The organism is Neobacillus massiliamazoniensis (assembly GCF_001048695.1).
Taxonomy (GTDB): Bacteria; Bacillota; Bacilli; order Bacillales; family Cytobacillaceae; genus Neobacillus; species Neobacillus massiliamazoniensis.
Genome location: NZ_CVRB01000001.1, coordinates 1,267,231 through 1,281,499 on the forward strand (window position 1 = coordinate 1,267,231; position 14,269 = coordinate 1,281,499).

The 14,269-nt window shown below is 41.1% G+C and carries 16 protein-coding genes and 1 riboswitch; of the genes, 8 read left to right on the forward strand and 8 right to left on the reverse strand.

Annotated features, from left to right (window positions below):
- The first annotated feature begins 1 nt into the window (after position 1).
- Positions 2-991 (forward strand): tagatose-bisphosphate aldolase, encoded by a 990-nt coding sequence (lacD, locus tag BN1082_RS06020; RefSeq protein ID WP_090632171.1) that lies wholly within the window; start codon positions 2-4, stop codon positions 989-991.
- 122 nt (positions 992-1,113) lie between these two features.
- Here lacD and BN1082_RS06025 read toward each other — a convergent pair whose 3' ends face one another.
- The 8 genes from BN1082_RS06025 to BN1082_RS06060 form a co-directional block, all read right to left on the reverse strand.
- Positions 1,114-1,641 carry an NUDIX domain-containing protein gene (locus BN1082_RS06025; RefSeq protein ID WP_090632174.1) on the reverse strand — a complete coding sequence of 176 codons (528 nt, stop codon included), beginning with the start codon at positions 1,639-1,641 and terminating at the stop codon, positions 1,114-1,116.
- A gap of 502 nt (positions 1,642-2,143) precedes the next feature.
- Positions 2,144-3,328, reverse strand: a complete 1,185-nt coding sequence (locus BN1082_RS06030) for an aminotransferase (RefSeq protein ID WP_090632177.1) — start codon at positions 3,326-3,328, stop codon at positions 2,144-2,146.
- Positions 3,325-3,828, reverse strand: a complete 504-nt coding sequence (locus tag BN1082_RS06035) for an Lrp/AsnC family transcriptional regulator (protein WP_090632179.1) — start codon at positions 3,826-3,828, stop codon at positions 3,325-3,327. The genes BN1082_RS06030 and BN1082_RS06035 overlap by 4 nt, the downstream gene beginning before the upstream one ends.
- A gap of 140 nt (positions 3,829-3,968) precedes the next feature.
- Positions 3,969-4,736, reverse strand: coding sequence for a 2,3-diphosphoglycerate-dependent phosphoglycerate mutase (gene gpmA, locus BN1082_RS06040; RefSeq protein WP_090632182.1), 768 nt, complete (start codon positions 4,734-4,736; stop codon positions 3,969-3,971).
- Positions 4,737-5,195: 459 nt separating this feature from the next.
- The gene (gene tatC, locus BN1082_RS06050) at positions 5,196-5,945 is read right to left on the reverse strand and encodes a twin-arginine translocase subunit TatC (RefSeq protein ID WP_090632187.1); all 750 of its coding nucleotides are present in this window, start codon (positions 5,943-5,945) and stop codon (positions 5,196-5,198) included.
- 181 nt (positions 5,946-6,126) lie between these two features.
- Complete coding sequence (locus BN1082_RS06055) at positions 6,127-7,581, reverse strand: GGDEF domain-containing protein (protein ID WP_090632189.1); 1,455 nt, start codon at positions 7,579-7,581, stop codon at positions 6,127-6,129.
- A gap of 198 nt (positions 7,582-7,779) precedes the next feature.
- Complete coding sequence (locus tag BN1082_RS27340) at positions 7,780-7,917, reverse strand: hypothetical protein (RefSeq protein WP_176699664.1); 138 nt, start codon at positions 7,915-7,917, stop codon at positions 7,780-7,782.
- 22 nt (positions 7,918-7,939) lie between these two features.
- A riboswitch (cyclic di-GMP riboswitch) is annotated at positions 7,940-8,025 on the reverse strand.
- 219 nt (positions 8,026-8,244) lie between these two features.
- Complete coding sequence (locus BN1082_RS06060; protein WP_245640331.1) at positions 8,245-9,141, reverse strand: alpha/beta hydrolase; 897 nt, start codon at positions 9,139-9,141, stop codon at positions 8,245-8,247.
- Positions 9,142-9,280: 139 nt separating this feature from the next.
- Between BN1082_RS06060 and BN1082_RS06065 the strand changes: the two genes are divergently transcribed.
- The 7 genes from BN1082_RS06065 (at position 9,281) to BN1082_RS06095 (ending at position 14,268) form a co-directional block, all read left to right on the forward strand.
- Complete coding sequence (locus BN1082_RS06065; RefSeq protein ID WP_090632191.1) at positions 9,281-9,688, forward strand: hypothetical protein; 408 nt, start codon at positions 9,281-9,283, stop codon at positions 9,686-9,688.
- Between the two features lies 1 nt (position 9,689).
- Entirely contained in the window at positions 9,690-10,361 is a 672-nt protein-coding gene (locus tag BN1082_RS06070) for a PspA/IM30 family protein (protein WP_176699665.1), read from the forward strand.
- 292 nt (positions 10,362-10,653) lie between these two features.
- Entirely contained in the window at positions 10,654-11,082 is a 429-nt protein-coding gene (locus tag BN1082_RS06075; protein WP_090632196.1) for an SRPBCC family protein, read from the forward strand.
- The gene (locus BN1082_RS06080; protein WP_090632199.1) at positions 11,079-11,525 is read left to right on the forward strand and encodes an EVE domain-containing protein; all 447 of its coding nucleotides are present in this window, start codon (positions 11,079-11,081) and stop codon (positions 11,523-11,525) included. Before BN1082_RS06075 ends, BN1082_RS06080 begins: the two co-directional genes overlap by 4 nt.
- Positions 11,503-11,964, forward strand: coding sequence for a MarR family winged helix-turn-helix transcriptional regulator (locus tag BN1082_RS06085; RefSeq protein ID WP_090632202.1), 462 nt, complete (start codon positions 11,503-11,505; stop codon positions 11,962-11,964). The genes BN1082_RS06080 and BN1082_RS06085 overlap by 23 nt, the downstream gene beginning before the upstream one ends.
- 209 nt (positions 11,965-12,173) lie before the next feature.
- On the forward strand, positions 12,174-12,848 hold the full coding sequence (locus tag BN1082_RS06090) for a response regulator transcription factor (RefSeq protein ID WP_090632205.1): 675 nt from the start codon (positions 12,174-12,176) through the stop codon (positions 12,846-12,848).
- Positions 12,838-14,268 carry a sensor histidine kinase gene (locus tag BN1082_RS06095; protein WP_245640332.1) on the forward strand — a complete coding sequence of 477 codons (1,431 nt, stop codon included), beginning with the start codon at positions 12,838-12,840 and terminating at the stop codon, positions 14,266-14,268. Before BN1082_RS06090 ends, BN1082_RS06095 begins: the two co-directional genes overlap by 11 nt.
- The last annotated feature ends 1 nt before the right edge of the window (position 14,269 follow it).

The following is a 14,269-nucleotide window of genomic DNA, read 5'->3' on the forward strand; positions in this document are numbered from 1 at the left end:
GATGGTAGAATTGACGAGTAATAAATTGGCGGCTCTTAAACGGCTATCTGATGAGAATGGGATTATCGGCGCTTTGGCAATTGATCAACGAGGTTCATTAAAGAAAATGATTGCGGCAGGAAGTTCAAGTCCTTTTGGTGATGAAGGGATTATCCGCTTTAAAGAATTGGTTTCAGAAGAGCTGACACCATATGCAACATCGATTCTACTTGACCCGGAATATGGTCTACCGGCTGCAAAAGTCCGCCATTCGAATGCAGGATTACTTGTGGCATATGAAAAAACCGGCTATGATGCAACAGCGGTGGGACGTTTACCAGATTTATTGACAGAGTGGTCAGTTAAACGCCTGAAGGAAGCAGGAGCAGATGCGGTAAAATTTTTACTGTACTATGATGTGGATGAAGATGAAAAAATTAATGAATTTAAGCATGTTTATATGGAGAGAGTCGGGTCTGAGTGTGTAGCAGAAGACATTCCATTTTTCTTAGAAATTGTTACTTACGATGCCAAGAATGATGATGTGAAAAGCTTGGAATATGCAAAAGTAAAGCCCCATAAGGTGATTGAAGCAATGAGGGAATTCTCCAAACCGCAGTACAAAGTGGATGTTTTAAAGGTAGAAGTTCCAGTGGATATGAATTATGTCGAGGGGTACGCAGAAGGAGAGGCAGCCTATAGCCGGGAAGAATCGGCTTCGTATTTTAAGGAGCAAAGTGAAGCAACGAATTTGCCATTTATCTTCTTAAGCGCCGGTGTAAGTGCAGAATTATTCCAACAAACCTTGAAATTTGCAAAAGAATCAGCCTCAACCTTTAACGGCGTCCTCTGCGGCCGGGCAACATGGAAAAATGGAGTTTCTCCATTTGCTGAAAATGGTGAACAAGCAGGACGTGCCTGGTTACAAGATACCGGCAAAAAAAATATCCAAGAACTTAACATGGTCTTGAAGGAGACAGCAAGCTCCTGGTTTGAAAAGGTAACAGGGTAAGGGACGACTTTTATGTTTCGGGGATTAAAAGTTTATTAATATGAGTGATTACGATATTTGTTTTGCGGTACCTCGTACGGTTTTTTGAGAGGGGTAGTCAGAAATGACGACCCCTACTCGATTTAATCCGTTATAAATTTGTAGCGTAATATCGCTGCCAGCCCCGCTCCGTGTTTAAATTCGCCGTTTTTGACGAGGTTCTTTAATTCTTCCATGCTGATTGTATGCAATTCAATTTGCTCGCTGTTTTCTAGTTTTTGCACGGAAGGACGGAGCCCTGCGGCTGCAAATAAAAAGATTTCTTCACTCGTTGATCCTGGTGAAGGATAAAAGCTTCCTAAATCAAGCCAATGTTCAGCTGTATAGCCTGTTTCCTCCTCTAGTTCTTTTTTTGCCACGTCAATTGGAGCTTGGTCCTCATGGTCGATCGCCCCTGCGGGAAGCTCCCATTGCCAGCTTTTGATTGCATGACGATACTGCTTTAAAACAACGACCTCATGATCCTCCGTTATCGGAAGGATACAAACCCCTTTGGCAAAATGCAAAAAGGAAAAAGTTATTTCTTCTCCATCAGGAAGGACCACCTTGTCAATTGTAATCCCAAATCGATCTACTTTTTTCTCGGTTGTACTGTTAATCTTCCACACCATTGAAATTCACCTCGTCCATTTATCATCTCTATTTTACATGGATGAATGGTCTGTTACCAAATTCGATTGATTATTTGCGTATTTTTTGTAAAAGCCTTGAATTTAATAGAATTAGGCTTGATATACAGGAAAAAGGAGAGCCACAGCTCCCCCATAGTTTTAGTCGTTTTGGCTTAAAAATTCGTCAACAACTTGTTCTTTTATTGTGATTGTCACAGGTAAGCAGGCTAGTGCGCTTTTCTAATTGTATAGCTGCATTAGAGTAAACTTCGGAAGCGATACCTCGCACGCCGAAAAACGTGAGTTTTTCGGCAGAGCGCCTAGCCCCTCGAGGTCATAAGCCACTTCCAAAATGAAGGCAAAGAACGCCTTCTTTTTGGAAGCGTCTTATGCTTGGCTACAGAAGTCTACCGCCTTCTGTGCGCATTAAGGGAGACTAAGGCACTTGTCAGTGCCAAGTCTCCCTATATCGGGGCTGACCAAGGCGCTTCCGCTTTTCTTTTTATCGCAATGCTAGTTTCTTTGATTCTACGAATCTTTGCATCCGTTTTAATGCTTCTTGAAGCTGTTCCATTGAAGTAGCGTAAGAGCATCGGACGTAGCCTTCGCCGCTTTCGCCAAAAACATTACCGGGAACGACTGCTACTTTTTCCTGTATTAACAGTTCCTCAGCGAATTGTTCGGAGCTGAGTCCTGTTGAGCGGATTGAAGGGAACACATAAAAGGCGCCGCCGGGTGTATGGCAGTCTAAACCTATTTGATTTAGCGTCTGCACTACATAGTTCCGTCTTCTGCGGTAGCTTCTCCTCATCGTTTCGACATCATGATAGGAGTTGCGGAGTGCCTCAATGGCTCCGTGCTGCATCATGTGAGGAGCACACATTATCGTATACTGGTGGATTTTTAGCATAACTTCAATTAACTCTTTAGGAGCTGCCACGTAACCTAATCTCCAGCCTGTCATCGCAAATCCCTTGGAAAAACCGTTTAATAAAATGGTTCGCTGATACATGCCTTCGATGGCGGCGAGGCTTGTAAAGGTCCCATCGTAGGTCAATTCTGCATAAATTTCATCGGAAACAGCTAGTAAATCATGTTTTTGAATCACCTTTGCAATTTCGACCAGGTCTTCTTTCGTTAACATCGTACCGGTTGGATTGTTTGGTGAACATAACAAAATGGCCTTCGTTTTTTCCGTAATGGCATTTTCAATTTGTTCAGGCGTCACTTTAAATCCGTTAACCGGTGATGTTGAAACGGGGATTGGTTTTCCTCCGGCCAAGGAAACAAGTGGAGCATAGGCCACAAACGCCGGTTCCACAATCAGTACCTCATCGCCAGGGTTTAAAATCGAACGAAAGGCGATGTCGATTGCCTGGCTGGCACCGATCGTGACAATGATTTGATTTTTGGCATCATACTGAACACTGAATCTACTTTCTAAATAGTTTGAAATCTCTTGTCGCAGTTCGAGCAAGCCCGGATTTGCCGTATAGGAGGTAAATCCTTGCTCTAATGATAAAATTGCCGCCTCTCGAATATTCCAAGGGGTGATAAAATCGGGTTCACCGACTCCGAGTGAAATTACACCCTCCATGCTGGCGGCTAAGTCGAAAAACTTTCTTATGCCAGACGGCTGTACTTCTTGAGCCGTTTTCGAGATATAATGCGCGTAATCAGTTTTCATGGTGTAACCACCATTCTGCGGTCTTTGTCATCGCTGCCGCGAAATAACACCCCATCATGTTTGTATTTTTTCAACATGAAGTGGGTGGTAGTGGACATAACATTTTCAATTGTTGATAATTTTTCCGATACAAATTTAGCGATTTGATTCATCGTCTTTCCTTCAACGGTGATGGATAGATCATAGGCACCGGACATGAGGTACAACGAAGTTACTTCAGGAAAGCGGGCAATTCTTTCAGCTACTTCATCAAACCCGACTCCTCGCTTAGGGGTTACCTTCACATCAATCATCGCGATTACATGTTCCTGCCCCTCTACTTTGCTCCAATCAATCAGTATTGGGTAGCTCATAATAATTTTTTCATCTTCTAGTTTTTTAATCGTTAGTTGGACCGTTTCCTCACTGCACATGGCCATTAAGGCAATCGTTTCGACTGAAACCTTATGGTTTTCTTCCAAAATTTTTAATATCTCTATTTCTTCACTGCTTAGCTTCAAAACGCCATCCTCCTCAAATAACTAACATATTGTAGATTTTAATCCTAATTACCGAGCCTGTCACGCAAAAAAAGTCCCATTTTGGTGCCTGACACCGTATGTTATGTAAACTGGGTGCCTGACACCAAGACCAATAAGGGTTAGCCGATCCAGTCGCAGTTTTCGGGATGGTGTATGTCTAGATGCTTTGGGATGGTGCCGCTTGGAACTTCGCCTTCATGGCAAAGGTAGTAGTGCCTGATAGGTTTGAGGTTGTCGTCCAATTCGTAGACTAGCGGCATGCTATTAGGGATATTGAGGCTGGTCACGTCGGTATCGGGAATGTTGTCCAAATATTTTACCAGTGCTCTTAAAGTATTGCCGTGGGAGGAGATGATGATGTGTTGATTGTTTTTTAAATCCGGGACAATTTGCTCATTCCAATAAATTAATGCGCGCTTTTCCGTGTCGAGAAGGCTTTCCGTTAACGGAATATTTTCTCTTCCAATCCGCGCATATTTAGGGTCAGATAGGTCACAGCTATGGTTCTCATGAGAAATGGCTGGGGGACTGACACTGGCCGATCTCCGCCATTCGTTTACTTGCTCTTCCCCGTAACGCGCTACAACCTCATCCTTGTTCATCCCCTGTAAGGCACCGTAATGACGTTCATTTAATCTCCACGAATTATAGATCGGTATCCAAACTAAATTCATTTCATGGAGCATAATCCAAAGCGTTCGGATGGCCCGCTTGAGGACGGAAGTATGGGCCACGTCAAATATAAAGCCATGCTTTTTTAAAATCGCACCTGCTTCTCTCGCCCCGTTATATCCATCATCGGTAAGATCAATATCAATCCATCCCGTAAATCGATTTTCTAGATTATAAAGGCTTTGGCCATGCCGAATAAAAACGAGTTTTTTCAACTTTACCACCTAAATTCTTTTTTAATAGGCTGTGTTAAAGGTCATTGTTGATTTTTGGAACTATGTTGATTGGAGCGGAAGGCGCGAGACTCCTGCGGGAGTACGGGGCAGGGGAGACCCCACAGGCGCTTAGCGCCGAGGAGGCTCCCCGAAACGCCCGCGGAAAGCGAAGCGCCTGGAGCGCAAATCAACAGGCAAGTTTAACACAGCCTTTTAATAAAAAATGTACTTCGATAATGGTCCATCGGGATCAGTCAACTTTAGTCCAACATCACTAAGCAGAAACTTCCACTTCTTATCAGTATGAGCAATCGGGACTGGAAATATTGCCGAAAAAAAAGCGTTAAGTTCCCATTTGAAAAAATCGAAACTTAACGCTTTCTATTTTTATAAAAAGACTTACAGGGCCTTTGAGATAGAAGCCATGGCACTAGACCAGCGAAGGCAGGTAGGCGCCATTTACGCTTTTGAGAATTCCTCGGCGTCTATCAGCTCTGCACGTTTTTTTTGCTTTTTTTTATAAACTCCTTTTGCTAAGAAAATGCTAATTTCAAATAACAGAATCAGCGGGATTGCGACCGATATATGTGATAATAATTCCGGTGGAGAGATCATCGAAGCAATGATGACCAAAATGAAATACGCATACTTGCGTACTTTCGTGACTTTATAGGGATTGATGATGCCTAAAGTCGTTAAAAACATCAAGACAATCGGCATTTCAAAGGCAACTCCGAATGGCAGTGTCATGTTTAACAAAAAACTGAAGTATTTATCTGCCGTAAAGGAGGGGGCCATTAAGTCACTACCGAGTTGTATGAGAAACTTCATGATGTTTGGAAAAATCACAAAGTATCCGAAGGCTAATCCCCCAATAAAAAGGAGAAACAAAGCAGGAATATAGCTTAATGCTGCCTTCTGCTCATTCGATTTTAACGCAGGCTTCACAAATAGCCAAATTTGCCAGGCTATGACGGGAATGGTTCCAGCAAGGGCAGCAACACATGCTATGTGAAAATAAATCCAAATGATATCACTTGGACCCAACACCAAAAGCTTAAAACCAAGATTGCCCATGAAAAAGAGGTAAATATCCTTTACAAAAATGAACGCGAGCACAAGAAAAATAATGAAAGCTACAGCAGAAATGATTAATCTTTTTCGTAGCTCATCAAGATGCTCAACTAAATTCAGTTCTTTATCAGCCATCTCGTTGCACCTGCCTGTCCTAAAATTAATTTGGATCCATCTTTGCCATTTTGAATTATATACCATCTATGTCTTTTTTTCTATGCTCTTTACGCAAATTTAACTTTGATGGAGTCAAGTTCATAATATTGTAATGGTTAAGGAAGTTTTTTTAAGACCCAAAAAACGGTTCCAGGCTAAATCATATTGATGGGGTGACCAGTCGACTATTTTTTGATTGGAATTTGTGCTTATACATCTCATGATCAGCGAACTCAAGAATTTCTTCCACCGTAATCGCCGTACCTGGTGTATAGTGATAAAGACCATAACTCGCTGAGAGTTGATATGGTTTTTGTTGAGAATCATTGATGTTCTTGAATTCATTCACGATATTGTTCCAAACCTGCTGCACTTCTTCCAAATTCTTTTCAAAGAAAATGATGATAAATTCATCTCCACCAAGGCGAAATAATAGATCTTCGCTACCGATATGGTCGGTAAGCGTCTCGCAGCAAGTCTTAATCAGGTCGTCCCCTGTTGAATGGCCGTAACGGTCATTGACCATTTTTAAATGATTAATATCAATATAGCAGACAACGAATTCTTGACCGTTAACACCCATGTCTATTTGTTTCCTCAGCCATTCGACTCCGCTTCTTCTATTCAACACTCCTGTCAGCATATCTATCGAGGCGTGTTTAAGCAGCTCATTTTCTTTTTCCTTGATATCGGTAATGTCAGTAACGCTAATCAATACGCACATGTCATCAAAGTAATCTACCCATTCAAAGTTCAGAATTGACCATTTCTTTATCTCAGGGGTAATTTGCAGCTCCGTCACATAATTTTTTATCTGTTGCTTCTCCACAAGGCCTTTTAAAATTAGTTGCTTATCCTCTTGGTACTTAAAGAGGAATCGGGTATCCATTTGCGATGTGGGGAGGCCCTCCAAATAGAAGTAGTGTACGGCATGTTGATTGATGAGCAAAATCTTATCACTGTGCAGGTTTGTTAGGATTAACGGAGTGGGATTCATATTAAATAATGTTCGAAAGCTGTCTACATTCCGTTTTAACGTTAATTTGTTTAAATAATCATTTCTTTGAAAAAAATAAAATGTTAGTACAATGGTAAACGAGATTACAGCGGTACCTGTAGAGTTAATAAACTTTACTAAAAACGATTCGTTATGATTTTCGATTAGAAATACTCCTGCTAAAAAAAATAGGTGGTTGCTTAGAGAAAGAATCCCGTAGATTTTCGGTTGAATTGGGAAAATCACGGCCGTCCCTAATAAAATAATAATATAGGAATATATATTCCCCGTGTATAACTGACTATTAATAGAGGAGGCAGCTCCTAAAAATAAATAAAGGAATATATATATTGGAAGAATGACACTTTTGGTTTTGATTTTGGCTATATGATTGATGAAAATAAAAATAAGGGAAATCACAAGTGATGTTAGGTGTATCGTAGAAAGAACATGATTATAAGTAGAATTTCTGGTACGATTCAAAAGGAAAAAGTCAATAAAGAAATAGCAAGGATAGGCCAAAATTAAAATATACGAGACGTACTTCAGTCGCTCGTATAAAATGTTTTGGTGGTATTCAGCAAATTCTTTTCTTTGTGTATCATTTAGTTGCTTCATAGTAAAAACCTCAATTTAAGGGATTCAACAACGCTTCATGAACCTTCCTTTTAAATTGCCACTCTGTTTTTTGTTTATTTGATTTTTCCAAATTATTGTAACATAGTTTGTAAAAAGTGTCACGGGAGGTCGCAGGACTCCTCGAAGTCGAAGCAAACATTAAGAAAGGACCCTGACTAAGCGTTAGGATCCCTTCGATTATATTTTATTTGCAAGAATAGTCACTAGTGCACTAAGGACAACAGTACCAAGTATGATAGAAATATAAAGAAGGCTTTTCCTTCTTTTCTTCACTTGCATAACCTCTTCTGGCGTAAGCCACAATCCTTTTGACATCCACAACAACTCCCTTTTGTTAGATGGTAGCTGGCTGACCTTGCCTTAACGGCGGAGGCCCCTATAGCTTTGCGTCATCACTTTTCAGTGATTTTGCCCTTGTTTACTACAGTTAACAATCATACCATAATTTCACTATATTGAAAACCTATTTTTACCTTAAGTGTCATACCTTAGGTGTCAGGCACCGCTCGTGGACATTTGTACGCCTGGGATGGACAGTTACCCGTGAACCAGATTTCTTCAATATAAAACAGCCTTTCCTAAAAATGCAGGCAAGGCTGTTTTTTTCAAAATAGTATAGATGTCGACTCAGTTTAACTACTCTCACGAATTATATTTTTTCAAAAATGCTACCACTGCATTTGTCATATTTTTCGCTTCTTCTGATCCTTTGCTTGATCCGAGATACTCGGTCACCCCGCTATGTGAAAGGGTCTGGACCGTGAAGGAATCGACCGTGTTGCCCGCCTTTTTAGCCGAATCGACAAAAGCAGCGATAGATTTTGTCCCATGGGCAACCAAGAACATCGGCGGCATGCTTTTATTCGCCGCATAGGTAAGTGGAGATGCTTCGGCCCAAACTTGTTGATCATTGCCGAAAACTTTTTTGTAGTTGCTCATTCTTTGGATGAAATCGGTCAAATCCAGCGGTCCTTCTAGGCTGACTATCGATTTCAACGATTGTGGCGTAAGTCCAACCTTGTTCAAATATTCGGGATTTGTCCCGACGAGCATCACCAACTGCCCACCGGCCGAATGCCCCATCAAATTTATTTTGCTGCGATCGATTTGGTATGTATCCGCGTTGTCAGACACCCATTTCACGGCTGATGAAACATCATTCGCCATTTCCACATTGGAGGCTTTTGGAGAAAGTCGGTGGTTAACGGAAACAAAGACATAGCCTTTATTGGTAAAAAAAGAAGGCTTTTCGGCCACATTGCTTTTATCGCCTCCCGTCCAGCCACCGCCATGGACGTAGAGGATCACAGGGAGTTTCTTTCCCTTTCCAACAGTCGGAGAATACACATCTAATGATTGTTTCGGGTCATCGCCATACTTAACATTCAAGTGCTCCATCTCTTGCCCATGTGTATGCTGAAAAAAATAGACTGCAGAACCTATCACGAGAATAAATAATACCGCAAATAATGATAGGAAGCGTCTTCCTCTACTAATCTCCACTTTCATCACCTTTTTATTTTTTATTATACCCCCCAACCGAGGTGCCTGACACCAGAATGACGACACAAAAACGACACAAAACGAAAATTTTTTTGATTGGTTTTTTGTTTTCACCAAGTTTTCACCGTTCGCTAGTAAACTTCAGTCTATCAAGTAATGAAAGGAGGAAAGAGGAATGAAAACTAGAGTAAAGCTTGTCGTTTTCTGGGGAGCGATCATCACGGCAATTTTCGTGGCGATTAACGTTCTCCGTCATCTTTTTGGGGGGGAGCATCGCGATTTTGCCAAAGGAGCTCGTTCGGAAGCATGGGGACGCCATGGCGATTTTGGACATCATCAGATGATGTATGGTTTTCATCATCATGAAGAATTTCATTGGTTCGCACTATTGCTTTTCCTCCTCATTGGACTAGCAGTGGTCATCCTTTTCGTAAAATGGCTTAAAAGGAAAGCTAAGTCTTCCAACAAGAAACAACTAAACAATACACCAATTATGAATTCACATACACCTGTCATCAACCATAATGGCCGTATTTTAGACCAATGGGAACAAAAAATGATGAAAAAAAAGGAGAATGAGTAGAATGGGCATTTTTAAAAGAATTAAAAGAATAACGATGGCTGAAATTAATGGACTGCTCGATAACTGTGAAAATCCGGTTGCCATGCTGAATGAATATTCTCGTGAAATGGAGGAGGAAATTGAAAAAGGCCAGAAGGCATTAGCCCGGCAAATTTTCGTGGAGAAAAAGCAAGCCGCGCTCATTCTCGATACTCAGGACTTGGTAGCTAAACGCGCTCGCCAGGCGAAGCTTGCCCTTGAACATGGCGAGGAAGAGATGGTGAAATTGGCGGTTCAAGAAAAACTGATTCATGAAAAGCAGCTGAGCCTCTACAAAGAACAATACGAAGCCATAAAAACACAAACGCAAACCCTAACAGAAAAATTGGAAGAGTTAAAGGGAAAATATAACGAACTGCAGCATAAGAAAATCCTGTTACTATCACGTGCCAACACCGCTCAGACAATTAAGCAGATTCAAAAGGCAACCTTTAGCTTTCAAACGGAAAATATTGAACGAGGGATAGCCCGTGCCGAGGAGCGCATTATGTTGATGGAAGCTGAAGTTCAAGCCGCCAGTCAGTTTTCCGCTACTACACATGAAGAACCATATCGCAATCTAGTAAATGACGAAGAATTGAATGAAGAAATTGAAAGATTGAAAAGTGAACCCGTGTTATTGGAAAAAGAATAACGAGGAAAAGTGGGGTACCCCGAGTACCGTTAAAAAAGTTCTAAGCAAAAACACGCATGGAATATAACACATTGACAGCAAAAAGAACTTGGAGATGTTTCCAAGTTCTTTTTATCATTGATTCTGTAGGTAAACAAAATAAGAACAAAGCAGTCTTTTAAAGCTTTGGGCGCTTGTAAACATAGGAGAAAAATAAATACTGTATGATTTTTACATACACATTGACAATAATAGTAAGTGTGCTTATTATATTAATAAGCACACTTACTATTTATGATGTGGAGGAACTCTTATGTGGAAATATGAGAATTCAATTTATACGGATGCCAGACCGCAGGACATTTGGAGGCTATATCAAAACATTTCAGAATGGACAAAATGGGATAAAGGACTCGCTCAGGTTACATTAAATGGATCATTTGAAAAGGGTACAAAGGGATATTTGACACCTATGGGTGAGGAGCCACTTCCTTTCACTTTGACAGAAGTAAAAGAGAATGAATTTTTTTCGGATGTGACAGTTCTTGAAGATGCAGGCATTCAACTAGAATTTAATCATCGGATTGAAATTCATGAATCGAAAACAAAACTTACTCATGCTTTAGTCATTTCGGGTCCTAATTCTGAAATGATGGGGAATCAAATCGGTCCGATGATTTCTCAGGGTATTCCTGATACGATGGCAAATCTGGTTATGCTTGCTGGAGGAAAAATAGTATGAATAAGAGATATTGGATAGGAATTGTGTCGGAGGAACATGTTAGATTAGGTGAGAAAGGGGGATTCGCCCAACTTTGTCACGGGAAATGTGCCCCATTAAAAAAGATGAAAGAAGGAGATGGGTTAATTTATTATTCTACAAAGACGAAATATCCAGATGGGTATCCACTCCAGTCTTTTACGGCTATAGGAACGGTTAAAACTGGCGATGTTTATCGCTATGAAATGTCTCCAGAATTCATTCCTTATCGAATAGATATTGAATACCAGCCTTGCCAAAATGTAAAGTATTCGAGTATCAAACCTATGTTGAAATTCCCAAAAGAATATGACAATATAGGTTTGGTATTTCGCAGAGGACAGTTTGAAATTAAACAAGAAGACTTTATCACAATTGCAACTGCTATGGGAGTGACTTTTCATGGAATGGGGATCCAAATTTAATGACCCAAAGGAGAGCTCAGGTTTTTTATTATGGCAAGTGACACAAGCTTGGCAGAGATTCATTACAAAAGAACTGAACAAGATCGACCTGACTCATGCCCAATTTGTATTATTAACTGCGAGTGATTATCTCCATACGCATGGCGAAAACGTCACTCAAAAAAAGCTTGCTGAGTTTACAAAGACAAATATTATGATGGTTTCCGATGTGGTTCGAACACTTGAAACGAAAGGATTTTTGCTTAGAAATAAAAATCCTTTAGATAAGCGGGAAATATTACTTTCACCAACTGAAGAAGGGTCAGCAAAAGTGAAGATGGCTTTACCAATCGTTGAAAATGTCGATGAACAATTTTTCTCTTCTATTAAAGATAAACAGAATATTTTCAATGAGGTCTTACTTTCCCTTCTTACTTTAAACACACATGTTGATGAATAAGAGATTTATCGTATCAGGAAGATCAATTTCTCAAACGTCAACTTCCAACTGCTTTCTCTGGAAAGATCACCATCTGGAAGTTGCCGTTTTTTTTATTTTTAATAAAAATTTAAGTTAATGTAAAGATTCCTTTGCTAGATTCGAAATAGTGGGGTTGACCCAGGGGCTTCGGACCTCGTTATTTCGAGTTTTTAAAGGAGTTTATCATGATGAATATCTTATTAGCAGAAGATGATTCCAAGCTTGGTGAATTAATCGTGTATATGTTAAATAAGAAGGGTGATTTCACGGTCGAGTGGGTAATGGAAGGGGAAGATGCTTACTATTATGCTACTTCTGCGCACTATGATGTGTTAATCCTAGACTGGATGATGCCAAATGGGACAGGTGTGGAGGTCTGCAGAAGGCTGCGGAAGCAGGGGTATTCAGGCGCCATTCTCATGTTAACGGCGAAAGACACAGTTCAGGACCGGATTGAGGGGTTGGATGCCGGAGCGGATGATTATCTCGTCAAACCGTTTGAAATTGGCGAGCTTTTGGCACGTCTGCGGGCCCTTACTCGTCGTAACTATGCCCCTATTTTAGAAGAGGAAATCCGGATGGATGATTTGGTGTTGAATCGGATGAGCCATGTGGTTCGCCTGGGGTGCGATGAAATCCAATTAAGTCCTCGTGAATTCCAGTTGTTAGATTTATTGGTGCAAAATAAAGGACAGGTGTTGTCTCGTGAGATCATTCTCGAACGGATATGGGGCTATGAATCTGAGGTCGCACCGAAAACGATTGATGCGACCGTCAAATTGATTCGCAAAAAATTACATTCATTCGGAAAGCAGGATTTGCTTCAAAGTATAAGAGGGGTGGGCTATAAGCTTGAACACTAATCTACGTTCCTTTTTTCGAGCCCTAACTAACCGCTCTGAGAAGGATGTTTTTAAAAGCACGCAAGGTCGGTTAACCCGGATTTATAGCGGTTTGCTGATGCTTTTTCTCATTCTTTTTATCGTGATTGTCTATTTCGTTCTCTATGTGGTGATCCTTAGAAACCAGGAGCACGAGCTCGATTCATTAGTGACGCAAGAAGCAGGCTTCATCGAGAATTATTTGTTGAAAAATGAGCAAAGTGACCTGAAGGGCATTCAAAATCAAGAAGTTGTGTTTGCTGGGGCCAATCAGTATTTTTATTACGTCGTAAGTCCTACTGGTGACATCATCATGGGTAATGAAGCGAATCCGCATTTGCGACGAAAATTAGTAGACCTTGTGAAGGGGATTCCCCTGAAGGATCACGAAATTCGCAAGGTAACCTTGCATGGGAAGAGTGATGGAAGAGGAGATAATGGCGAATTTCACCCGCGTGACGAGGCCCAGGATCTCCATCTTATGATTACCAGCCATTCGATTTACGTTAAGGGGCAATACATTGGTCAGCTTTATATTGGAAAAGATATTTCATTTGCTTATCAGTTATTCCATTGGCTTCTTATGATTTTTGTGGCTTTTTTGGTTATTTTTTTCGGAGTAGCTTCATTTATGAGTGTTGTGATGTCAAAAAGAGCGATGGTGCCGATTACGAATGCCTTTACGAGACAACGTGAATTTGTTGCTGATGCCTCTCATGAATTACGGACACCGTTAAGCGTGATAATGTCTTCGATTGATGCGATGGAAATGACAATTGAGCCTGTACCAGAGGAGAATTTTGTTCGAAAAATGCTTTTAAATATGCGGCAAGAGGTCAAGCGAATGACCAATCTTGTTGGTGATTTATTGACCTTGGCGCGCTCTGATTCCAATACCATCGAAACCAAAATGGAGACGTTCGACTTTCGTCCGCTGGCGGGCAAAGCGTTGGAGTCCGTCAGCCCGCTGGCTGCTTCCAAGCAAATCGCACTAGAAATGCACGCACCGGATACGTTGACGGCGACAGGTGACCCCCAGCGATTATCCCAGCTATTATATATTTTATTAGACAATGCCATAAAATACACAGCAAATGGAGGCGAAGTATGTCTCACCCTTTCAAAGGGAGAATCCCAGCTTTGTCTGCAGGTTCAGGATACCGGAATCGGAATCAAACCAGAGGACCAAGGCCATATTTTTGAACGCTTTTACCGCGCGGATAAATCTCGTTCCCGGCAAATGGGCGGCCATGGACTCGGCCTCTCCATCGCCAAATGGATCGTCGAAACCCACGGCGGAACCATTCAACTTACCAGCGAAATCGGAAAAGGAAGCACCTTCACCATACGAATCCCGATTCAATCCACATGGGTGTCAGGCACCGGTAGTTATGTAAACTAGG